This is a genomic window from Kocuria sp. CH-021 (assembly GCF_049716185.1).
Taxonomy (GTDB): Bacteria; Actinomycetota; Actinomycetes; order Actinomycetales; family Micrococcaceae; genus Kocuria; species Kocuria cellulosilytica.
This window is the reverse complement of record NZ_JBNAFK010000017.1, coordinates 23398-45965: the sequence shown is the minus strand read 5'-3', so window position 1 is coordinate 45965 and position 22568 is coordinate 23398. Positions and strand designations below refer to the sequence as shown.

Below are 22568 nucleotides of genomic sequence, written 5' to 3'. Positions count from 1 at the left end.
GTCGGGGGCGGGCCGGACGGCCCGCGGAGCCCTCAGTCTACGGTTTCCACGACGATCACGACGCGCTTCTCCGCTGGGCCCGCCCCGGTCCGTCCGGGGCCGCCCGGGGCGGGGTCCGCGGCCGTCCTGGTGACCACGAGCGTGGCCCGCCCGGGGCCCTTCGGCGCGAGCCGGCGGCGCAGCTCCTCCGGGGTCACGTCCGTGCCGCGCTTCTTGATCTCGAGCGTGCCGACCTCGTGCTCCCGCACCCACCGCCTGAGCACCTTGACGGTGTGCGGCAGCACCTCCCGCACGCGGTACGCGCGGGCCAGCGGGGTGCGCACGAGCTCGTCGGAGGTGAGGTAGGCGATCCGGGGGTGGATCAGCCGCGCCCCCAGCTGCCGGGCGAGGTCCGTGACGAGGCCCGCCCGGATCACCGCGCCGTCCGGTTCGTAGAGGTAGGCGCCCATGGGCCCGACCACCGCGTCGGCGTGGGCGGGGTCGTGGTCCTCCGGGCTGACGATCTCCGCGGACCCGTGCTCGGAGAGCACGAGCGCCGCCCGCCGCACGCCGGGGCGGGCCACCGCGTTGAACCACAGCACGGCCTCGACCACGTCGCCCCGGTCGGAGACCCACTGCGCCTCGCACCCGGCGGGGACGGCCTCGTGCGGGATCCCCGGCCCCAGCTTCACCCCGACGGGCAGGCCGCGCCCGGCCAGCGCCGCCACGAAGGACAGGGGCGGGGAGAACGCCTCGGGGTCGAAGATCCGCCGGGTGCCCGACGACGACGTCGTGCGCCGCGCGGGGTCCAGCCACACCCCGTCCGGCGGCCCGGCGGGCAGGGCGGCGAGGTCCAGCGACTCGGCGTCGGCGTGCAGGACCGTGACCTCGGGGAACGGCAGGAGGTTGAGGGTGGCGACCGCGGCCGTGGTCTCGTCGAGCTCCACGGCGGTGACCCTGCGGTCGAGGGAGGCCAGCGCGAGCGCGTCCGCGCCGATGCCGCAGCCGAGGTCGGCCACGTGCTCGGCGCCCGCGCCGGCGAAGCGCCGCGCGTGCAGGGCGGCCACCCGCAGCCGGGTGGCCTGCTCGAGACCGGCCCGGGTGAAGAGCATGCGGTCGGCGAATCCGCCGAACTTCTCCCGGGCCCGGGCGCGCAGCCTGGCCTGGGTGAGCACCGCGGCGACGAGCTGCGCCTCGTGCCCCTCGGCGCGCAGGCGGGTCGCCGTGCCCAGCGCGTCCTCGGCGTCGTAGGGGCCGACCGCCTCGAGCAGGCGCTGCCCCTCGGCCGTGAGCAGGGGTGCGATGTCGGCCGCCTCGTTCTGCATCGGTCCACCCTATCCGGGTCCGCCCGCCGGGGCGGGCGCCGGTCAGTAGAAGGCGGCCAGACGGCCCCGGGGGCCGTCGATGACCTGCACCGGCGTCTCGAAGACCCGGGTGAGGACCGCGCCGTCCATGATCTCGTGCGGAACGCCGAACTCGGCGATCCGGCCGTCCTTCACGGCGCAGATCCGGTCCGCGTAGTGGCTGGCGAAGTTGATGTCGTGGAGCACGATGACGATGGTCCGGCCCATCTCGTCGCACGCCCGCCGCAGGTGCTGCATCATCGACACGGCGTGGCGCATGTCCAGGTTGTTGAGGGGCTCGTCCAGGAGCACGTGGTCGGTCTCCTGGGCCAGCACCATGGCCACGTACGCGCGCTGGCGCTGCCCGCCCGAGAGCTGGTCGAGGTAGCGGTGCTCCAGCGGTCGCAGCCCGAGGAAGTCGATGTACCGGCCGATGATCTCCTCGTCCGCGGCGTTCAGCCGGCCGCGGCTGTGCGGGAAGCGGCCGAAGCCGACCAGCTGCCGCACCGTGAGCCGGGTGACGTAGTGGTTCTCCTGGCGCAGGACGGACACGATCCGGGCCAGGTCCTTGGACCGCGTCGTGGCCACGTCGTAGCCGGCGATGTCGATGCTGCCGTCGTCGAGGCCCAGCAGCCGGCCGATCATCGTCAGGAGCGTGGACTTGCCCGCCCCGTTGGGGCCGACCAGGGCGGTCATCCCGCCCGACGGGATCTCGAGGTCGACGGGCCCGATCGTCACCTCCCCGCCGTAGTCCTTGCGCACGTTGGTGAGGGTGATCACAGCCGGCCCTTTCGGAGGATGACGTACAGGAAGACGGAGCCGCCGACGAGCTCGATGATGATCGAGACGACGCCCTGGGCGTAGAAGACGTGGTTCAGCACGAAGTAGGCGCTCGTGAGGACGAGGAAGCCGGTGAGCACCGCGACGGGGAAGACACAGCGGTGGTCGTGCGTGCCGGCGAACTGGTACGCGAGCGTCGCGACCAGGAAGCCGAGGAACGTCATCGGGCCCACCAGGGCGGTGGAGACGGCCATGAGCACGGAGACGAAGAAGAGCGTGCGCATGATCTCGGCCCGGTGCCGCACGCCGAGGTTCACGCTCACGTCCCGCCCGAGGGCGACCACGTTCAGGCGGGCGGAGCGCAGCCACAGCGCACCCCCGGCCAGCACGCACAGGGGGACGGCCACGGGGAGGTAGTCGGCGTGCGCGTTCGTCACGGAGCCGAACAGTCGGGCGGAGAGCACGTCGAACTCGCTGGGGGACAGCAGGCGCTGCATGAAGGTGGAGACGGAGCCCAGCCCCCCGCCGATGACGATGCCCACGAGCAGCATCACCTGCAGGTTCCCGTACCGGCCGGAGAGCAGCCAGCCGTAGAGGGCGAGGGAGAGGGCCACCATGAGCGCGACCTGCAGGAGGAACTGCGGCACGCCCTGGAGGACGAGGATCCCCGCGGCGCCCAGGAAGTAGACCGTGGACGTCTGGATCGCCACGTAGAGGGACTCGAAGCCCATGATCGACGGGGTGATGATGCGGTTGTTCGTGGCCGTCTGGAAGCTCACCGTGGCCACGGCCTGGCAGAAGGCCACGACCGCCATGATGACGACGCCCGTCACCCGCCGGTCCGCGATCCGCCAGAACCCGTCCGAGCCGACCGGCATCGGGTTGTCCCACGCCAGCAGGCCGAAGGCGAAGCCGGCCGAGGCGAGGGCCAGCACGGCGACGACCGTCCAGTACCGCCGCCGGGCCCGCGGCGTGGGGAACGCGCCGGTGCCGCCCCGCGCGGGGCGGGCCCCCGCCGCCGGGGTCGCGGCCGGTGCCGCGGCGGGTGTCGTCGCGGGTGTCCCGAGCACGGCCTCAGACACGTCGACGCTGCCTGAGGAGCAGGTGGACGAACACCACGGCGCCGACGATCCCGAGGATCACGGACACCGGGATCTCGAACGGCATGATGACGATCCTCCCGATCAGGTCGCACACCGTCACGATGGCGACGCCGAGCAGGCACACCCAGGGCAGGTTGCTGCGCAGGTCGTCGCCGCGGACCATCGACACGATGTTGGGCACGATCAGGCCCAGGAACGGCAGGTTGCCGACGACGACGGTGACGACCCCGGTGGCCACCGCGATCAGGCCCGTCCCGAGCAGGACGGTCCGGTGGTAGTCCAGGCCGACGTTGGTGGCGACGTCCTCGCCGAGCCCGGCGACGGTGAGCCGGTCCGCCACGAGGAACACCGCGATCCCGACCAGCAGGACGAGCCACAGCACCTCGTACTGGCCGCGCAGGACCGAGGTGAAGCTGCCGGCGAACCAGACCCCCAGGTTCTGCAGCATGTCCGTCTGCAGCGCCAGGAACGTCGAGACGGAGCCGACCACCGCGCCCAGCATGATGCCGACGATGGGGACGACGAGGGAGGAGCGCAGGGAGACGCGGCGCAGGAAGAGGAAGAAGATCATGGTCCCGACGAAGGCCGCGGTCACGGCGCCGAGCATCCGGGTGAGGATCGTGGCGCCGGGCACGAGGAGCATGACGAGCAGCAGCCCCAGCCCCGCCCACTCGGTGGTGCCCGTCGTGGTGGGCTCCACGAAGCGGTTCTGCGTGAGCAGCTGCATCACCAGCCCGGACATGGCCATGGCCGCGCCGGCGAGCACCAGGGCGATGGTGCGGGGGATCCGCGTGATGGCGAACATCGCGTCGCCGTCGGCGGCGCCGAAGACGTCGTAGACGCCGGTGAACAGGGAGACGGCCAGCAGGGCCAGGACCCCGAGCACCCCGAGGAGGAGCTTGGGGTCGAACAGCGCCCCCGGGCTCCTGGTCCTGCCCCCGGTGCGGGGTCCGGACGAGATGGTTGTCATGGATCGGCCCTTCCTTCGGCCTCGTGTCCGGCGGCAGGGGAGCGGGGCCCGTCGCGGAGGGCCCCGCTCCCGCCGTCCGTCCGACAGGTCAGTTCTGCTCGCCCATGGCGTCGGCCAGGGTGTTGAAGAACTCCGTGTAGGTCTGGATGCCCTCGTTGGTGTAGGTGTCGCGGGGCATGTAGACGACGTTGCCCTCCTGCACCGCGGTGACGTTCTGCAGGGCCTCGGCGCCCTCGATGACCTCCTGCGCCGGGGTGAACTCGGGGTCGTCGGCGCTGATCGCGGCGTCCCGGTCCAGCACGAGGATCCAGTCGGGGTCCGAGTCGGCGATCGCCTCGACCGAGATGTCGTCGCCCTGGTGGTCGTCGCTGGCGCCGTCGACCTCGAGCGCCGGCTCGAAGCCGAAGATCTCGAACAGCGGGCCCAGGGTGCGTCCCTTGTCCGGGGCGATGAAGCCGATCTCGCCGCCGGAGACGGTGACGGCCATGACCGTGTCGCCGGGCCGGTAGCCGTCGGCCACGCGCTGCATCGCCGCGTCGAAGTCGCCGTTGATCTGCTCGGCCTCGTCCTCGCGGTCGAAGATCCGGCCCAGGACGGAGGTCTGCCGCTTCAGCTCCGCGTCGAAGGCCTGGTCCTCCCGCGGGTCCAGCTCCACGACGGTGGCCTCCGGCACGAGGTCGGCGAAGTCCTCGCGGTAGTCGGCGAAGCGCTGGCCGTTGACGATGAGGTCGGGGTCCGCGGCGACGACGGCCTCGAGGTCCGGCTCGCGGTGGTTGCCGAGGTCGACGACGGACTCGTCGTCGGCGTAGGCGATGGTGTCCGGCATGAGGGCGCGCGGGGCCGCGGCCAGTTCGACGTCCCACTCGGCGAGCGTCTCGAACGTGCGGTTGTCGGTGGCGACGACGGACCGCGGCGGGACGTCGACGGTCTGCGTGCCGAAGTTGTCCTCGACCTCGACCGTGGCGGTCGAGGCGGCGGAGGTCCCGGCGGAGGCGGGCTCGTCGCCCTGGGCCGTGCCGCAGGCGGTGAGGGCGAGGACGCCGGCGACGGCCAGGAGGGCGGCCGGGTGCTTGGAGCGGTTCATGGTCTTCCTTCGTGCAGAGGACGCCGGCGCGCTCCGGGAGGGAGGGCGCCGGCGGGGTCCGATGGGCGCGACGTACCCGCACACCGGTGTGCGGGGACGACGGGGAGGGCACCGTTGCTCGGCCGAGGTAAGGGTTGCCTTACCGCTCAACCTAGAGCGTCGGACGGGCGTGAGGCAAATCATTGGGGAACACCGGTGTGACCTAATTCCTCCCATCGGGGTCCGCGGGCACCGGCGCGCTGGCACTCGCCTTGACCGACTGCCAGCCCCCTCCTACAGTTGGCCTTGGCACTCTCCGGGTGAGGGTGCTAAGGGCCAGGCGATCGATCGGCACCGCGACGACGGTTGGTGCGCCAACCGGCCCGAAGCTCGACAGCGGGCTCCGCCCGCGGTCGCCCACCGTTTTCCACCCCTACAGACAAGGAGAGATCGTGTCGGTCTCCATCAAGCCTCTCGAGGATCGCATCGTCGTTCAGCCGCTCGCCGCTGAGCAGACCACCGCGTCCGGTCTCGTCATCCCGGACACCGCCAAGGAGAAGCCCCAGGAGGGCAAGGTCCTGGCCGTCGGCCCCGGTCGGGTCGACGACTCCGGCAACCGCATCCCGGTCGACGTCAAGGAGGGCGACGTCGTGATCTTCTCCAAGTACGGCGGCACCGAGGTCAAGTACAACGGCGAGGAGTACCTGGTGCTCCCGGCCCGCGACGTGCTCGCCGTCGTCGAGAAGTAGACCGGGCGGCACAGACCCGGCGCAGACCGCGCAGTCCGGACGAAGGGTGCCCGTCGCGCACGCCCCGCGGGGCCCGCGGCGGGCACCCTTCGCCGATCCCGATCCCCGAAACCGCTGGCGACCCCAGCCACCCAGAAGGAGCCATTGCCCATGGCCAAGCAGCTGGCATTCGACGATGCCGCCCGCAAGTCCCTCGAGAACGGCGTCAACAAGCTCGCCGACACCGTCAAGGTCACCCTCGGCCCGCGCGGGCGCAACGTGGTGCTCGACAAGAAGTGGGGCGCCCCCACGATCACCAACGACGGCGTGACCATCGCCCGCGAGGTCGAGCTCGACGACCCGTACGAGAACCTCGGGGCCCAGCTCGCCAAGGAGGTGGCGACCAAGACCAACGACGTCGCCGGCGACGGCACCACCACCGCCACCGTGCTCGCCCAGGCGCTCGTCAAGGAGGGCCTGCGCAACGTGGCCGCCGGCGCCGACCCGCTGAGCCTCAAGCGCGGCATCGAGAAGGCCGTCGAGGCGGTCACCGACCGCCTGCTGGAGAACGCCCGCCCCGTGGAGGGCGCCAACGTCGCCCACGTGGCCGCCATCTCGGCGCAGGACCCGGCGATCGGCGAGCTCATCGCCCGCGCCTTCGAGACCGTCGGCAAGGACGGCGTCATCACGATCGAGGACGGCTCGAGCACCGAGGTCGAGCTCGACGTCACCGAGGGCATGCAGTTCGACAAGGGCTACCTGTCCCCGTCCTTCGTGACCGACGCCGAGCGCCAGGAAGCGGTCATGGAGAACTCCCTGGTGCTGCTGTACCAGGGCAAGATCTCCTCGGTGCCGGAGCTCATGCCCGTGCTCGAGAAGGTCCTCCAGGCCAAGAAGCCGCTGACCATCATCGCCGAGGACGTCGAGGGCGAGGCCCTCTCCACCCTCGTGGTCAACAAGCTGCGCGGCACCCTCGACGTCGTGGCCCTCAAGGCCCCCGGCTTCGGCGACCGCCGCAAGGCGATCCTGCAGGACCTCGCCGTGCTCACCGGCGGCCAGCTCATCACCACCGAGCTGGGCATCAGCCTCGACCAGGTCACCCTCGAGCAGCTGGGCACCGCCCGCCGCGTGACGGTGACCAAGAACGAGACCACCCTCGTGGACGGCGGCGGGACCGAGGCCGAGATCCAGGACCGGGTCGCCACGATCCGCGCCGAGGCCGAGCGCACCGACTCCGAGTGGGACCGCGAGAAGCTGCAGGAGCGCCTCGCCCGCCTGGCCGGCGGCGTCTCCGTGATCAAGGTCGGCGCGGCCACCGAGGTGGAGGCCAAGGAGCGCAAGCACCGCATCGAGGACGCCGTGTCCTCGACGCGCGCGGCCCTCGAGCAGGGCATCGTCTCCGGCGGCGGCACCGCGCTCGTGCAGGCCGCGAAGGTCCTCGACGAGTCCGACCTCGGGCTCACCGGTGACGCCGCGACCGCCCTGGGCATCGTCCGCCGCGCCCTGCGGCAGCCGCTGTACTGGATCGCCCAGAACGCCGGCCAGGACGGGGCCGTGGTCGCCGCCCGGGTGGCCGAGCTCGAGCCCGGCCACGGCTACGACGCCGCCACCGGCGAGTACGTCGAGATGGTCGGCGCGGGCATCATCGACCCGGTCAAGGTCACCCGCTCGGCCCTGCAGAACGCCGCCTCCATCGCGGCGCTCGTGCTGACCACCGAGACGCTCGTGACGGACAAGCCCGCCGACGACGAGGGGCACGGCCACGGCCACCAGCACTGACGGCCGGCACTGACTGCCGGCGCCGAGCCGGCTCGCCCCGCGGACCCGTCCCACCACCGGTGGGGCGGGTCCGTCGCCGTCTCCGGGGGCCGCCCCGGCGCCTCCGGTAGAGTGCGGGGGTCCGCACGACCACTGCCGCGCCCCGGCGGCACGGTGTTCCCAGGAGGAGCCCATGACGAGCCTTCGTGAGCAGGACGCGCCCGTCGGCACGGACACGGCCCGGCGGGTGGCCCGGTACGCGGGGTTCCGCCCGGAGGTGCAGGGGCTGCGGTTCGTCGCGGTGCTGCTCGTGGTCGTCTACCACGTGTTCCTCGACCGGGTCTCGGGCGGCGTGGACATCTTCCTGCTGATCTCGGCGTTCTTCCTGACCCTGTCCTTCGTGCGCAAGCTCGAGGCCGGCCTGCCCCTGGCGCTGGGACGGTACTGGCTGCACGTGTTCAAGCGGCTGCTGCCCCTCGCGGTGCTCACGATCCTCGGCACCCTGCTGCTGGCGTGGTGGTTCTTCCCGGAGGCGCGGATCGACCGCGTGCGCACGGAGGCGCTGGCCTCCGTGCTCTACGTGGAGAACTGGGCGCTGGCCCTGGCCGAGGTGGACTACTACGCGGCCGACGACTCCACGGCCTCGCCGTTCCAGCACTTCTGGTCCCTGTCGGTGCAGGGCCAGGTGTTCCTGCTGTGGCCGCTGGTGTTCGGGGCGGCGTGGCTGGTGTGCCGCCGCGGCCGGTGGCGGCCGGTGCCGGTGCTGGCGGTGGCCTTCGGGCTGATCTTCGCGGCCTCCCTGGCCTGGTCCGTGCACGCGACCGCCACGAACCAGGCCTTCGCCTACTTCGACACCCGGGCCCGGCTGTGGGAGTTCGCGCTGGGCTCGCTGCTGGCCCTGGCGGTGCCGTACCTGCACCCGCCGCGGGCCGTGCGGGTGGTGCTGGGCTGGGCGGGGATGGCCAGCATGGTCTCGGTCGGGATGCTCGTCGACGTGCAGGGCGCGTTCCCGGGGTGGATCGCGCTGTGGCCGCTGCTGTCCGCCGCGGCGGTGATCGTGGCCGGGCAGTCCGGCTCGCCCCTCGGCCTGGACCGGGTGCTGGCCTCGCGGCCGCTGGTGCGGCTGGGGGACGCCTCCTACGCGCTGTACCTGGTGCACTGGCCGCTGCTGATCACGTACCTGGTGCTGCGGGACCGGCCGGTGGCCGGTCCGCGCTCCGGGGCGGCGATCATCGTGGTCTCGCTGGTCCTGGCGGTGCTCGCCACGAAGCTGGTGGAGCGCCCCTTCCAGCGGTGGGCGTGGCCGGAGCGGGACAAGCGGCGGCTGGCGGTGTCGGTGGCGGTGAGCCTGGCGCTGGTCGTCGTGCCGGTGCTGGCCTGGCAGCAGGCCGACGCCCGCCGGGAGGAGCGGCTGGCGCAGGAGGCCGCCCGCAACAGTCCCGGGGCCGCGGTGCTGGAGCCGGGCTTCGAGTTCCGCGGGGACCCGGACGCCCCCACCCTGCCGCTGGCCTCCGCCCTGGGCGACGAGTGGGTGGGACTGCCGGAGCCCTGCTCCGGGGAGTTCGCCCCCGAGCAGGAGGTCCTCGAGCAGTACTGCCGCCAGACCCCGGCCCTGTCCGACCCCTCGCGCACCGTCGCGGTGGTCGGCAACTCCCACATGGAGCAGTTCATGGGCGCGCTGATCCCCGTGGCGGAGGAGCACGGCTGGCAGCTCGTCGCCGTGCTGCAGCCGGGCTGCGCCTTCGCGGTGCGCCCGGAGGGGGACGCCTGCCACGCGGGCAACGACGCGGCGATCGAGTACGTGGAGCGGCTCGCGCCGGACGCGGTCATGACGACCTCGACCTACGCGGCCCGCATGGACGGTTCCGCCGAGGCCCTGGTCGGCGGGTTCCCCGAGCTGGTCGAGCGGCTGACGGGCCAGGGCATCGACGTCGTCGGCTTCCGGGACAACCCCCGGTTCGACTTCAACCCCTACGAGTGCGCCCAGCGCCACGGCCAGGACGCCGACCGCTGCCGCGTGCCCGTCGAGCAGGTGCTGGCCCCCGTCAACCCGGCCGACGCCCTCGCGGACCGGGCCGGGTTCACCTCCCTCGACCTCACCGACCTCATCTGCCCGGAGGGGCTGTGCCGTCCCGTGGTGGGCAACGCGTACGTCTTCTTCGACCCGCACCACCTCACGTGGACCTACGCCCGGACGATGGCGCCGGCCGTGGAGGCGCGGCTGCCCGGCCCGCTGCTCGCCGCGACGTCCCCCTGAGCGCGGCCCGCGCCCCGCGCCCGACCCCGGGGACAGCACCCCGGCGTGCGTGCACCGGCCCGGCACCGGCCGTGCGATAGGGTCACGACGGGCGCCCCCCGCCTGCCCCCCTGCTCTTCCCCCCCCCGCTCGTCCTCCCCCGTTCCCCCCCTCCCCGGTGCCGCCCGCGGCCGCGCCGGGGCCGCCCCCTGGAGGTGCCCCCGTGGCCACCGTGCACGCCACCGCCCCGCAGCCGTCCACCGGGACCGCCGAGAGCCCGGACGCGGCGCGGCGCGGCGCCGGCCGGTACTCGGGGTTCCGCCCCGAGGTGCAGGGCCTGCGCGCGGTCGCGGTGCTGCTCGTGGTCGTCTACCACGTGTTCCTCGGCCGGGTCTCCGGGGGCGTGGACGTCTTCCTGCTGATCTCGGCGTTCTTCCTGACCCTGTCCTTCGTGCGCAAGCTCGAGGCCGGCCGGCCCCTGGCGCTGGGACGGTACTGGCTGCACGTGTTCAAGCGGCTGCTGCCCCTCGCGGTGCTCACCATCCTGGCCACCCTGGTCCTCGTGGAGCTGTTCTACCCGGCCTACGACGCCGGGCGGTGGCGGGACGAGGCGCTCGCCTCGGTGTTCTACGCGGAGAACTGGGCGCTGGCGCTGAGCGCGGTGGACTACTACGCGGCCGACCACTCGACGGCCTCCCCGTTCCAGCACTTCTGGTCCCTGTCGGTGCAGGGCCAGGTGTTCCTGCTGTGGCCGCTGGTCTTCGCCGCGGCGTGGCTGGTCTCCCGGCGGAGCCGGTGGCGGCCGGTGCCGGTGCTGGCGGTGGCCTTCGGGCTGATCCTCGCGGCCTCCCTGGCCTGGTCCGTGCACGCCACCGCCACGCAGCAGGAGTTCGCCTACTTCGACACCCGCACCCGGCTGTGGGAGTTCGCCCTCGGGTCGCTGCTGGCGCTGGCCGTGCCCCACCTGCGGCCCGGGCGCCGACTGCGCGTGGTGCTCGGCTGGGCCGGGATGGTGAGCATGGTCTCGGTGGGCGTGCTGGTCGACGTGCAGGGCGCGTTCCCCGGGTGGATCGCGCTGTGGCCGCTGCTCTCCGCGGCGGCGGTGATCGTGGCCGGGCAGTCCGGATCGCGCTTCGGCCTGGACCGGCTCCTCGCCTCCCGCCCCCTGGTGCGGCTCGGCGACTCCGCCTACGCGCTGTACCTGATCCACTGGCCGGTGCTGATCACCTACCTCGTGCTCCGGGACCGGCCCATGGCCGGGCCCCGGTCGGGGGTGGCGATCGTGCTGGTCTGCCTGGTGCTGGCGGTGCTGGCCACCCGGCTGGTCGAGGACCCGCTCAAGCGCTGGTCCTGGCCCGAGCGGAGCCGGCTGCGGCTGGCCGCCGTGATCGTGGTGTGCCTCGCCGCGGTCGCGGTGCCCGTGACCGCGGACCGCGTGGCCGAGGACCGGCGGGCCCTCGAGATCGCCGCGTCCGCCGACCGCAACAACCCGGGAGCGGCGGTCCTGCTGCCGGGCTTCCGCCACCAGGGCGACCCGGCCGCCGAGACCATCCCCGTGATCACCGGGGAGCCGTACGCGAAGCCGGGGCTCGGCGAGCCCTGTCCGCCCGCCGCGGGGGTCGGCGAACGCTTCCGGCGGTGGTGCTTCGACACCGTCCCGAACCCCGACCCCTCCGCCACGATGCTGGTGATCGGCAACAGCCACGTGCACCAGTGGATCCCGGCCGTCGAGCACCTGGCACAGCGCAACGACTGGCGCGTGGTCACCTACATCCGCGGCAACTGCCTGTACGGGCTGCCCGAGGAGCAGGTCGCCGACCACGAGCCGTGCGCCCGCTGGCTCGAGGGCACCGACCCCGTGGTGGAGGCCGTGGACCCGGACCTGGTGCTCGTCCAGGGCACCCGCAGCACGGACGAGAACGAGGAGCAGTTCACCCCCGGGATGGAGCAGCGCATCCGCGGGCTGGCGCAGCGCGGCATCCAGGTCGTCGCGCTGCGGGACAACCCCCGGTTCGACTTCGTCCCCGCGCGCTGCGCCGCGGAGCACGGGGCCGACGCCGCCGAGTGCACCGCCTCCCACACGATCCTGGGCCCGGACAGCCCGCTGGCCCCGGTGGCCGAGCTGCCGCGGGTCTCCCTGGTCGACCTCGGGGACCTCATCTGCCCGGACGGCACCTGCACCCCCGTCGTCGGCAACGTCTTCACCTACTGGGACAACAACCACCTCACCGTCGAGTACGTGCGGACGCTGGCCCCCATGTTCGCGGAGCGGGTCGAGGCGGCGCTGCTCGCGGACCGGGCCGGGTTCCCCGCCGGGCCGTGAGCACGGCCACAGCCGTCCGACGGCCGGGACCCGGCCCGTAGAATGGTCGCGACTCCCTCGAAGCTGAAAGGCCCCACCGTGTCGGATACCGCCGTCCCCACCGCCCTGTCCGAGGACCCCTTCGGGTTCACCGGCCTGACCTACGACGACGTCCTGCTGCTGCCCGGCAACACCGACGTCATCCCGTCCGAGGCGTCCACGCGCACCCGCCTGTCCCGGCGCATCGACCTGGAGGTGCCGCTGCTGTCCGCCGCCATGGACACCGTCACCGAGTCCTCGATGGCGATCGCCATGGCCCGCCAGGGCGGCATCGGCGTGATCCACCGCAACCTCTCGATCCAGGACCAGGCCGAGCACGTGGACCGGGTGAAGCGCAGCGAGTCGGGGATGATCACCGACCCCGTGACCATCTCCCCGGAGGCGACCCTCGAGGACCTGGACCGGCTGTGCGGCTACTACCGGGTCTCCGGCCTGCCCGTCGTGGACGCCGAGCAGAAGCTGCTGGGCATCATCACCAACCGCGACACCCGGTACCTGCCGGAGAGCGAGTTCCCGCGGCGACGGGTGCACGAGGTCATGACGCCCATGCCGCTGATCACCGGCAAGGTCGGGATGGCGAAGGACGACGCGCACCAGCTGCTGGCGTCCAACAAGATCGAGAAGCTGCCGCTCGTCGACGACGCGGGCCGGCTCACGGGCCTGATCACGATCAAGGACTTCACCAAGGCGGAGCAGTACCCCCACGCCACCAAGGACGACGAGGGCCGGCTGCGCGTCGGCGCCGCCGTCGGCTTCTTCGGCGACGGCTTCGAGCGGGCCATGACCCTGGTCGAGGCCGGTGTGGACGCCCTGTTCATCGACACCGCCAACGGGCACTCCCAGGGCGTGCTGGACATGATCGCCCGGCTCAAGGCGGAGACCGCCGCCGCGCACGTGGACGTCATCGGCGGGCAGGCGGCCACCCGCCACGGCGCCCAGGCCATCGTCGACGCCGGCGCGGACGCCGTGAAGGTGGGCGTGGGCCCCGGCTCGATCTGCACCACCCGCATCATCGCCGGTGTGGGCGTCCCCCAGGTCACCGCCGTCAACGAGGCGGCGAAGGCGGCGATCCCGGCGGGCGTGCCCCTGATCGCCGACGGCGGTCTGCAGTACTCCGGCGACATCGGCAAGGCCCTCGTGGCCGGGGCGGACTCCGTGATGGTCGGGTCCCTGCTCGCGGGCTGCGACGAGTCCCCGGGCGAGCTGATCTTCGTCAACGGCAAGCAGTTCAAGACCTACCGGGGGATGGGCTCGCTGGGGGCCATGCAGTCCCGCGGCAAGAACACCTCCTACTCCAAGGACCGCTACTTCCAGGCCGACGTCGCCAGCGACGAGAAGCTCATCCCCGAGGGCATCGAGGGCCAGGTCCCGTACCGCGGCCCGCTCTCGGCCGTGGTCCACCAGCTCGACGGCGGCCTGCGCCAGACCATGTTCTACGTGGGCGCCCACAGCATCGAGGAGCTCAAGCACCAGGGCCGGTTCGTGCGCATCACCCCGGCCGGGCTCAAGGAGTCCCACCCGCACGACATCACGATGACCGTCGAGGCACCCAACTACCAGCGCTGAGCGAGCGTCCGCTGCACCGTTCGGAAAGGACACCATGAGCTACGACATCGAGATCGGCCGCTCCAAACGCGCCCGCCGCACCTTCTCCCTGGACGAGATCGCCCTCGTCCCGTCGCGCCGCACGCGCGACCCCCGGGACGTGTCCACGGACTGGCAGATCGACGCCTACCGGTTCTCCATCCCGTTCCTGGGCGCCCCGATGGACTCGGCGACGTCCCCGGAGACGGCCATCGCCCTCGGCCGGGCCGGGGGACTGGGGGTGCTGGACCTCGAGGGGCTGTGGACCCGCTACGAGGACCCGCAGCCCGTGCTCGACGAGATCGCGGAGCTCTCCGGGGAGGACGCCCCGGCGTCCACGCGCCGGATGCAGGAGCTCTACGAGGCCCCCGTGCAGCCGGAGCTGATCACGGCCCGGCTCGCGCAGATCCGGGAGTCGGGGGTCATCGTCGCGGGGTCCCTGACGCCGCAGCGCACGGTGGAGCACTACCGCACCGTCCTGGACGCCGGCGTGGACGTCTTCGTGATCCGCGGCACCACGGTGTCTGCGGAGCACGTCTCCCGCAACCAGGAGCCGCTGGACCTCAAGAAGTTCATCTACGACCTCGACGTCCCGGTCATCGTGGGCGGCGCCGCGGGCTACACGCCCGCGCTGCACCTCATGCGCACGGGCGCGGCCGGGGTGCTCGTGGGCTTCGGCGGCGGCGCGTCCATGCGCATCCAGAACACCCTGGGCATCCACGCGGCCATGGCCACGGCGATCTCCGACGTCGCGGCGGCCCGCCGCGACTACCTCGACGAGTCCGGCGGGCGCTACGTCCACGTCATCGCCGACGGCGGGGTGGGGGTCTCCGGGGACATCGTCAAGGCGCTCGCCATGGGCGCGGACGCCGTGATGCTCGGCACCGCGCTGGCCCGCACCGAGGAGGCGCCCGGCCGGGGCTGGCACTGGGGCGCGGAGGCCCACCACGGGCAGCTGCCGCGCGGGCTGCGCACCCGCGTGGGCACCGTGGGGCCCCTGCAGGAGGTCCTCTTCGGGCCGTCCCGCCACGTGGACGGCACCTCCAACCTCGTGGGCGCCCTGCGCCGCTCGATGGCCACCACCGGGTATCTGGAGCTCAAGGAGTTCCAGCGCGCCGAGGTGGTCATCCGCGGCTGACCCGCGCCCCGCCGGCGGGCCCGTGCCCCGTCCCGCCGGCGGGGCCGTGCCGCGTCCCGCCGGCGGGGCAGGGGCCCGCGCGCAACTGGCGAACGCCCAGGAACGCGCACTAGCCTTGACGGGTGCTCACGACCGCCCTGCGCCCCCGTTCGATCCTCGCCCTGATCGTGAGCCTCGGGCTGGCCGTGGGGTTCGTGCTGCTGAGCCAGTGGCAGCTGGAGTCCAGCGAGCAGTCCCGCACGGTCGCGGACCCCGCCAAGGACGTGGCCGTCCCGCTCGCCGAGGCCGCCGAGGCCGGCGCCCCGGTCACCGCCGCGCAGGCCGACCAGCTCGTCACCGTCACCGGCGAGTACCGGGACGGGTCCACCGTCCTGGTCCCGGGGCGCCTGCAGGACGGCGCGGAGGGCTGGTGGGCGGTCAGCGCCCTCACCGTCCCGGGCAGCGAGGACCTGTGGCCGGACGCCGGCGGCGAGCTGACCCTCGCGGTGGCCCGCGGCTGGAGCGCCGACCCCGCCGCGGTGCCGGAGGAGCCGGAGGGCGCCGTCGACGTCGTCGGCCGGTATCTGCCCGCGGAGGGCCCGGTGCCCGGCGACGGGCTGCCCGAGGGGCAGGTGCGCACGGTGTCCCCGGCCCAGCTGAGCAACCTCTGGGACGTCCCGCTGTGGTCCGGGTACGTGGCCGCCTTCGCCGAGACCCCCGCCACCGCGCCGCCGCCGCTCGCCGCGGACGGGACCCTCGCCCCGGACGCCGCGCTGCTGAGCCCGGAGCTGTCCCGGCTCGACATCGAGCAGCAGCCCACGGACGAGTCCGTGAACCTGCTCAACGTCTTCTACGCGGTCGAGTGGGTGGTCTTCGCCGGGTTCGCCCTCTACATCTGGTGGCGGTTCGTGCGCGACGAGTGGCAGCGCGAGCAGCACCCGGAGGAGTACTTCTACTTCGAGGGCGGGGCCTCCCGCGGCGGCCGCCCCGGCGACCACCACGGCAGCGACTACTACTACGACGAGGCCAGCGGACGCTACTACTACTACGACCCCGAGGCGGGGGAGTACTACTGGTTCGACGACCAGCCCGGCGACCGGGCGCGCGAGCCCAGGACCCACGACAGGACCCAGGACAGGACCGGAGCCCACCATGACTGAACCCACGCAGCCGACCCCCTCGCCGGCACCCGTGCCGAAGGAGCGCACCGACGGGGTGCGCGTCCCCCTGCCCCCGGACGCCCGCCCCTCGGAGGCGGCGTCCCCGGGCCGGGTCCCGCGCCGGGCGGCCGCCCTGCAGCCGCGCCGCCGCTTCGGGGGCACCGAGGCCCAGATCCGCGGCGCCCTGAGCTTCTACATGGTCTGCGCCTGGATCTCCGGGACCTTCCTGCTGTTGCTCGTGGCCGAGATGATCACCCGCTACGGACTGGGCTACGACCTGATCGCGGGCGGCACCGACCGGGCCACGGGACAGACCGTGGCCCTCGGCTGGCAGGACCTCGAGCTCGAGAACCTCGCGGGCGGGGTCAACATCTCCACGTGGATCCTCATCGTCCACGGCTGGTTCTACGTGGTCTACCTCATCTCCTGCTTCCGGATCTGGACGCTCATGCGCTGGCCCTTCCCGCAGCTCGTGGTCATGGCGCTGGGCGGCGTGGTGCCGTTCCTCTCCTTCGTGGTGGAGCGCAAGATCCACGCCTCCACCACCGCGGAGCTGCGCGCCCACCCGAAGGCCGCGAAGCGGTACTGAGCCGGTCCCGCGCCTGGCCTAGGATGGAGGGCGTGACCGAAACAGCTGAGACCCGCACCGATCTGGAGCAGCGCCCGGTCCTGGTGGTCGACTACGGCGCGCAGTACGCGCAGCTGATCGCCCGCCGGGTCCGCGAGGCCAGTGTCTATTCCGAGATCGTCCCCCACACCTGGTCGACCGAGCAGATCCTCGCCAAGAACCCCGCGGCGATCATCCTCTCGGGCGGCCCCTCCTCCGTCTACGCCGAGGACGCGCCGCAGCAGGACGCGGCGCTCTTCGAGGCCGGGGTGCCCGTCCTGGGCATCTGCTACGGCTTCCAGGCCATGGCGCAGGCCCTCGGGGGGACCGTCGCCCACACCGGCGCCCGGGAGTACGGGGCGACCACCGCCACCGCCGTGGGCGGGCCCACCGCCTCCATCCTGGAGGGCTCGCCGGGCACCCAGACCGTGTGGATGAGCCACGGCGACTCGGTCGTCGAGGCCCCCGCCGGCTTCGAGGTCCTCGCCTCCACGGAGACCACCCCCGTGGCCGCCTTCGCCGACGACGCCCGCCGGCTCTACGGCGTGCAGTGGCACCCGGAGGTCAAGCACTCCGTGCACGGGCAGCAGGTGCTCGAGCACTTCCTGTTCGACGGCGCGCAGGTCGAGCCCACCTGGTCGACCGGCAACATCATCGAGGAGCACGTCCAGCGGATCCGGGAGCAGGTCGGCACCGCGTCCGTGATCTGCGGGCTCTCCGGCGGCGTGGACTCCGCCGTGGCCGCCGCCCTGGTCCAGCGGGCCGTGGGCGACCAGCTCACGTGCGTGTTCGTGGACCACGGGCTGCTGCGCGAGGGCGAGGCCGAGCAGGTCGAGAAGGACTTCGTCGCGGCGACCGGCGTCAACCTCCACGTCGCCGAGGAGAAGGAGCGCTTCCTCACCGCGCTCGCCGGCGTCACCGACCCCGAGCAGAAGCGCAAGATCATCGGCCGGGAGTTCATCCGCTCCTTCGAGGCCGCCGCCGAGGAGGTCGCCCGGAACGCCGCCCAGGAGGGCGAGCCCGTGCGCTTCCTCGTCCAGGGCACCCTCTACCCCGACGTCGTGGAGTCCGGCGGCGGGGAGGGCGCCGCCAACATCAAGAGCCACCACAACGTGGGCGGGCTGCCCGAGGACCTGCAGTTCGAGCTGGTCGAGCCGCTGCGCACGCTGTTCAAGGACGAGGTCCGCGCCGTGGGCCGCGAGCTGGGCCTGCCCCACGAGATCGTCGGCCGCCAGCCGTTCCCCGGCCCCGGGCTCGGCATCCGCATCATCGGGGAGGTCAGCGAGGCGAACCTCGCGATCCTGCGCCGGGCGGACGCCATCGCCCGCGAGGAGCTCACCCGCGCCGGGCTCGACGACGAGGTGTGGCAGATGCCGGTCGTGCTCCTGGCGGACGTGCGCTCGGTGGGCGTGCAGGGCGACGGCCGCACGTACGGGCACCCCATCGTGCTGCGCCCCGTCTCGAGCGAGGACGCGATGACCGCCGACTGGTCCCGCCTGCCCTACGACCTGCTGGCCCGTGTCTCCAACCGCATCACCAACGAGGTCGAAGAGGTCAACCGGGTGGTCCTGGACGTCACGTCCAAGCCCCCCGGAACCATCGAGTGGGAGTAGGCCCGGGGGCGGGCCCGAGGCCCGCCCCGCACGGGCGCAGCACGAGCAGCCGGGGGGGGGGGGGGGGGCCCCGCCCCCCCCCCCCCCCCCCCGGGGGGGGCCGCCCCCCCGCCGCGGGGGGGGGGGGGGGGCCCCCAGGGAACCCCACCCCCCCCCCCCCCCCCCCCGCGGGGGGCGGGGGGGGGGGGGGGGGGGGGGGGGGCCGCCCCCCCGCCCCGCCCCGCCCCCCGCCGCCGGGGGGGGGGCCGCCCCCCCCCCCCCCCCCCCCCCCCCCGTCCGTGAGCGGTGCCCGGCCCGCGGGCCGTGGCGCAGGAGGAGAACCATGTCGAACGGAGCCGACCGCACCCCCCAGGAGTCGGACCCCTCCGGGGCGCAGCCCCCGCGCGTCTCGCTGCAGCCCTGGACCCGCCAGATGGACGCCTACACCGGCCCGGACACGCTGCTGGACTTCAACCAGGTCGACAACGTGTGCATCGACCTCACCGAGGCGAACTCCTCGGGGCAGGCGCAGCTGCTCATGGGCCGCCCCACCCGCCTGTCCACGATCGTGCACGAGCCAGAGGCGTACGGGCACGCCGTGCGCGCCGCCCGGGCCCTGCGCACCAAGACCCACGAGCTGTCGGTCAACCACGGGCTGGACGCCGCGTACCTCGCCGCCGGCACCGCGTCCTGGCTCGCCCGGCCCCGGGGCTCCGACCCGACCGGCGCCGGCCAGCGCCGATGGATCGCCCCGGTCCTGCTCGCCCCCCTCGCCCTGAAGCCGCGCCCGGACCTCGACGACTTCGAGCTCCAGCTCGTCGGCCCCGCCCGGCTCAACCCCGCCATGGTCCGCCGGCTGGCGGCGGAGCACGGCGTGGACCTGACCTCCGGGGAGCTCGCCCGGCTCGCCTACGGCACCCGGCGGCTCGACCCGGCCCCCGCCCTCGAGACGCTGCGCACCCTCGCCGGGACGGTGCCCGGGATGCACGTCCAGCACAAGTTGCTCGTCTCCACGTTCGCGGACCTGCACGACCGTCCCGCCGACCTCTCCGTCGTGGCCCGCACCGCCGTCGTGCGGGACCTCGCCCGGCTCAAGGACTCCGCGGTCGGACGGGTCCCCCAGGTCGAGGAGATCGTCGACGAGGCGCCCCCGCTCGACGAGCGCGACCCCGCCGACGAGCTGCTGCTGCTCGACGCCGACGGCCCCCAGCAGGAGGTCCTCGACCTCGCCGCGCAGGGGCACTCGTTCGTGGTGACCGCCGCCCCGGGCACCGGCCAGCTGGACACCGCGGTCAACACGGTGGGCACCCTCGTGGCCGCCGGCCGGACCGTGCTGGTCCTGGGGGAGCGGCGCACCACGCTCGCCGCCTTCGGGCGGCGGATGGACGGCCTGGGCCTGGGCACCGCCGTCCTGCCGCTGTCCTCCCAGCTCAGCGACGCCGACGTGGCCCAGCAGCTCATCCGGGCGGTCGCCCGCAACGAGCGCGCCGAGCGCCCGGAGCTCACCGAGCTGCACGATACGCTGCGCACCAGCCGCGACCAGCTCGCCGAGCACGTGCGGTCCCTGCACACGGTCCGGCCGCGGTGGTCCGTCTCCCCGTACCGGGCCGTGCAGGCGCTCGCCGAGCTGACCTCCCGCCGCCCGGCGCCCGCCACGTCCGTGCGCTTCCCGCGCTCGGTGCTCGACGCCGTCGGCGACCGGGGCGACGTGGTCGCCCGGCTCGAGCGCGCCGCCGAGCTCGGGGCCTTCGACGCCGGGACCCTGGCGGGGCCCTGGACCGGGGCGCGGCTGGTCAACGAGGACGAGGCCCGCCAGGCGCACCGGCTCGCCCAGTCCCTGCTGCTGGAGCTGACCACCCTCGAGACCGGGATGCGGCACGTGCTGGCCACGAGCGGGCTGCGCGGCGGCACGACCGTCCCCGAATGGGGCCGGCAGCTGCGGCTGCTGCAGGAGGTCCAGGACTCCCTGACCCGCTTCACCCCCGACATCTACGACCGCCCCGTGACCGACCTGGTCGCCGCGACCGCGGGGTCCGGCTGGCGGCGCGAGCACGGGATCGAGATGACCGGGCTGCAGCGCTCGCGGCTGCGCAAGGCCGCGAAGGAGTACATCCGGCACGGGGTGCACCTCACGGACCTGCACAGCGCGCTGCTGCGCGTGCAGTCGGAGCGGGAGCGGTGGCGCGAGTGGGCCACGTCGTCGAAGCACCCGGTCGTCTCCGAGCGGGTCGAGGAGCTCGCGGCGGTGCAGGCCCGCTTCGTGGAGGACCTCGAGGGACTGGCCATCGCCCTCGAGGGCTCGCCCACCGGCGACGACCTCCTCGGGCAGCCCATCGACCGGCTGCGGGAGACCCTGGACCGGCTCATCAACGACGAGGAGAACCTCGCCGTGCTGCCCGAGCGCACCGTCCTGCTCGACGAGCTGCGCGGCCAGGGCCTCGGCGAGCTCGTGGACGACCTGGTCCGGCGGACCGTGCCCCGGGCGGAGGTCCCCGGGGAGTTCGACCTCGCCTGGTGGCAGTCCACGCTCGAGGCCATGATCACCGGTGACGACTTCCTGGCCATGCCCGAGGGTCGCGCCCTGCGCCGGGCGGAGTCCGTGTTCCGCCGCGCCGACGCCGCCCACGTGGCCTCCGGCGCCGGCCGCCTCCTGTGGGAGCTCGCCGACCGCTGGCAGCGCACCGTCCGGCGCTCCCCGCGGGCCGCGGCCGCCCTGCGCCGGATGCTCCGCGCCGGCGCCGCGCCGCTCGAGGAGGTCGCCGCCTCCGCGGGCGAGCTGATCGGCTCCCTGGTGCCCGTCTGGACGGCCAGCCCGCTGGTGCTCTCCGCGGCGCTGCCCGAGGACCACGAGTTCGACGCCGTGGTGGTGCTCGACGCCGAGAGCTCCCCGCTCGCGGCGGTGCTGCCGGCCCTGACCCGGTGCCGGCAGGTCATCGCGTTCGGGGACCCGCACCTGGGCCGCCCGCAGCCGTTCACGGTGGCGCCCACCGCGGTCCCCGCACCGGGCACCCAGCCGGTGGTCGAGGTGGACAGCGCCTTCGACGCCCTGTCCCGGGTGGTGCCGGAGCGGGCGCTGCGGACCGTGTACCGGTCGATGGACGAGCAGGTCTTCCGCCACCTCAACGAGCAGTTCTACGGCGGGCGCCTGAGCAGGATCCCGCACGGCGAGTCCGTCACCGGGGCCACCCCCGTCCTCGACGTCGAGTACGTCCCGGACGGGGTGGGCGCCCTGACCGCCGGGATCGAGGGCATCCAGGCGCCCGCCGCCGAGGTGCGGCGCGTCGTGGAGCTCGTCTTCGAGCACGCGGCCCGGCACCCCCGCCGCTCCCTGGCCGTGGTGACCGCCAGCGCGGTGCACGCCGCGCGGATCGCCCAGGCCGTCCGGCAGCGGATGCGCGAGGAGCCCGGTGCCGCGGACTTCTTCGCCCCGGGGCCCGAGTCCTTCCGCGTGGTGGACCTGCACCGGGCGGCCGGGATCGTGCGGGACACCGTCATCTTCTCGCTGGGCTTCGGCAAGACCGCCAACGGCCGCACCGTGCCGTACCTCGGGGCGCTGTCCGAGCGGCACGGCCGCCAGCACTTCGTGCTCGGGATGACCCGGGCCCGCCACACCACCCGCATCGTGACCTCGCTGCACCCGGGCGAGATGGAGGGCAAGGGCCTCCAGCACGGGGCGCGCGACTTCGCCCGGGTGCTCGCCGCGCACCTCGGCGGCCCGCCCCCGGGGGAGGAGGGCGCGCGGGACACCCACGACGACGCCCTGGTGGTCGACCTGGCCCGCCGCCTCACCGAGCGCGGGGCCTCCGTGCGGCTGGACTACGCGGGGGTCCTCGACCTGGTCGCGTGGGCCGCCACGGAGTCGATGTCCGCGGGCGCCGCGCTGCCGGGCCGCGCCCGCGCCGAGGACCGGCCGCTGCGGATCCCCGTGGCCGGGCAGTCCGACGGCTCGGCGGAGAACGCCGCCCTGTCCGTGCGGGAGCGGTCCCGGCTGCGGCCCCAGCAGCTCGAGCGCAGCGGCTGGAACTACCTCACGCTGTGGACCATCGAGGTCTTCACCGACCCGGACACCGTCGCCGAGCTGATCCGGCGCTATCTCGGCCTGCCCGCCGGCGACCGTCGGGGCTCCCGTGCCGGCTGAGCCGGACCCGCCGCGCGGCGACGCCGCCGGGCCGGGGGAGCCGGATCC

General features: G+C 73.8%; 15 protein-coding genes. 10 read left to right on the top strand and 5 right to left on the bottom strand.

What is annotated here, in order from left to right; genetic code table 11:
• Positions 1 to 32 precede the first annotated feature (32 nt).
• From ACPYN7_RS13475 to ACPYN7_RS13455, 5 genes are all read right to left on the bottom strand, one after another.
• Positions 33 to 1304 carry a THUMP-like domain-containing protein gene (locus ACPYN7_RS13475; protein ID WP_424347976.1) on the bottom strand — a complete coding sequence of 424 codons (1272 nt, stop codon included), beginning with the start codon at positions 1302 to 1304 and terminating at the stop codon, positions 33 to 35.
• A 42-nt stretch (positions 1305 to 1346) separates the two neighbouring features.
• A complete protein-coding gene (locus ACPYN7_RS13470) occupies positions 1347 to 2102 on the bottom strand; it encodes an ABC transporter ATP-binding protein (RefSeq protein WP_058872566.1) in 756 nt (251 codons plus the stop codon).
• Complete coding sequence (locus ACPYN7_RS13465) at positions 2099 to 3184, bottom strand: iron chelate uptake ABC transporter family permease subunit (RefSeq protein ID WP_424347975.1); 1086 nt, start codon at positions 3182 to 3184, stop codon at positions 2099 to 2101. The genes ACPYN7_RS13470 and ACPYN7_RS13465 overlap by 4 nt, the downstream gene beginning before the upstream one ends.
• Positions 3177 to 4175, bottom strand: coding sequence for an ABC transporter permease (locus ACPYN7_RS13460; protein ID WP_424347974.1), 999 nt, complete (start codon positions 4173 to 4175; stop codon positions 3177 to 3179). The genes ACPYN7_RS13465 and ACPYN7_RS13460 overlap by 8 nt, the downstream gene beginning before the upstream one ends.
• 88 nt (positions 4176 to 4263) lie before the next feature.
• Positions 4264 to 5259: a siderophore ABC transporter substrate-binding protein gene (locus ACPYN7_RS13455; protein WP_424347973.1), complete on the bottom strand. Its 996-nt coding sequence runs from the start codon at positions 5257 to 5259 to the stop codon at positions 4264 to 4266.
• A 431-nt stretch (positions 5260 to 5690) separates the two neighbouring features.
• Here ACPYN7_RS13455 and groES point away from each other — a divergent pair, with 431 nt between their 5' ends.
• The 10 genes from groES to ACPYN7_RS13405 all read left to right on the top strand — a co-directional run bounded on the left by groES (position 5691) and on the right by ACPYN7_RS13405 (position 22520).
• Positions 5691 to 5987, top strand: coding sequence for a co-chaperone GroES (gene groES, locus ACPYN7_RS13450; RefSeq protein ID WP_047801805.1), 297 nt, complete (start codon positions 5691 to 5693; stop codon positions 5985 to 5987).
• Between the two features lie 150 nt (positions 5988 to 6137).
• Complete coding sequence (groL, locus tag ACPYN7_RS13445; RefSeq protein ID WP_058872569.1) at positions 6138 to 7745, top strand: chaperonin GroEL; 1608 nt, start codon at positions 6138 to 6140, stop codon at positions 7743 to 7745.
• Positions 7746 to 7917: 172 nt separating this feature from the next.
• Positions 7918 to 9981 carry an acyltransferase family protein gene (locus tag ACPYN7_RS13440; RefSeq protein WP_424347972.1) on the top strand — a complete coding sequence of 688 codons (2064 nt, stop codon included), beginning with the start codon at positions 7918 to 7920 and terminating at the stop codon, positions 9979 to 9981.
• Between the two features lie 202 nt (positions 9982 to 10183).
• Positions 10184 to 12283 (top strand): acyltransferase family protein, encoded by a 2100-nt coding sequence (locus tag ACPYN7_RS13435; RefSeq protein ID WP_424347971.1) that lies wholly within the window; start codon positions 10184 to 10186, stop codon positions 12281 to 12283.
• A 42-nt stretch (positions 12284 to 12325) separates the two neighbouring features.
• Positions 12326 to 13888 (top strand): IMP dehydrogenase, encoded by a 1563-nt coding sequence (gene guaB / locus ACPYN7_RS13430; protein ID WP_082696881.1) that lies wholly within the window; start codon positions 12326 to 12328, stop codon positions 13886 to 13888.
• A gap of 34 nt (positions 13889 to 13922) precedes the next feature.
• Positions 13923 to 15044, top strand: a complete 1122-nt coding sequence (locus ACPYN7_RS13425; protein ID WP_424347970.1) for a GuaB3 family IMP dehydrogenase-related protein — start codon at positions 13923 to 13925, stop codon at positions 15042 to 15044.
• 122 nt (positions 15045 to 15166) lie between these two features.
• Positions 15167 to 16183, top strand: coding sequence for an SURF1 family cytochrome oxidase biogenesis protein (locus tag ACPYN7_RS13420; protein ID WP_424347969.1), 1017 nt, complete (start codon positions 15167 to 15169; stop codon positions 16181 to 16183).
• The gene (locus ACPYN7_RS13415) at positions 16176 to 16772 is read left to right on the top strand and encodes a DUF3817 domain-containing protein (protein ID WP_058872574.1); all 597 of its coding nucleotides are present in this window, start codon (positions 16176 to 16178) and stop codon (positions 16770 to 16772) included. The genes ACPYN7_RS13420 and ACPYN7_RS13415 overlap by 8 nt, the downstream gene beginning before the upstream one ends.
• A 23-nt stretch (positions 16773 to 16795) precedes the next feature.
• A complete protein-coding gene (gene guaA / locus ACPYN7_RS13410; RefSeq protein WP_368825585.1) occupies positions 16796 to 18403 on the top strand; it encodes a glutamine-hydrolyzing GMP synthase in 1608 nt (535 codons plus the stop codon).
• 322 nt (positions 18404 to 18725) lie between these two features.
• Complete coding sequence (locus ACPYN7_RS13405; protein ID WP_424347968.1) at positions 18726 to 22520, top strand: hypothetical protein; 3795 nt, start codon at positions 18726 to 18728, stop codon at positions 22518 to 22520.
• Positions 22521 to 22568: the final 48 nt, after the last annotated feature.

Excerpts from the sequence above, each read along its gene's own strand:
- ACPYN7_RS13460 (WP_424347974.1), bottom strand. The coding sequence starts at position 4,175 with ATGACAACCATCTCGTCCGGACCCCGCACCGGGGGCAGGACCAGGAGC.
- groL (WP_058872569.1), top strand. The coding sequence starts at position 6,138 with ATGGCCAAGCAGCTGGCATTCGACGATGCCGCCCGCAAGTCCCTCGAG.
- ACPYN7_RS13475 (WP_424347976.1), bottom strand. The coding sequence starts at position 1,304 with ATGCAGAACGAGGCGGCCGACATCGCACCCCTGCTCACGGCCGAGGGG.
- ACPYN7_RS13425 (WP_424347970.1), top strand. The coding sequence starts at position 13,923 with ATGAGCTACGACATCGAGATCGGCCGCTCCAAACGCGCCCGCCGCACC.
- guaA (WP_368825585.1), top strand. The coding sequence starts at position 16,796 with ATGGAGGGCGTGACCGAAACAGCTGAGACCCGCACCGATCTGGAGCAG.
- ACPYN7_RS13440 (WP_424347972.1), top strand. The coding sequence starts at position 7,918 with ATGACGAGCCTTCGTGAGCAGGACGCGCCCGTCGGCACGGACACGGCC.
- ACPYN7_RS13455 (WP_424347973.1), bottom strand. The coding sequence starts at position 5,259 with ATGAACCGCTCCAAGCACCCGGCCGCCCTCCTGGCCGTCGCCGGCGTC.
- ACPYN7_RS13405 (WP_424347968.1), top strand. The coding sequence starts at position 18,726 with ATGTCGAACGGAGCCGACCGCACCCCCCAGGAGTCGGACCCCTCCGGG.
- guaB (WP_082696881.1), top strand. The coding sequence starts at position 12,326 with ATGGTCGCGACTCCCTCGAAGCTGAAAGGCCCCACCGTGTCGGATACC.
- ACPYN7_RS13415 (WP_058872574.1), top strand. The coding sequence starts at position 16,176 with ATGACTGAACCCACGCAGCCGACCCCCTCGCCGGCACCCGTGCCGAAG.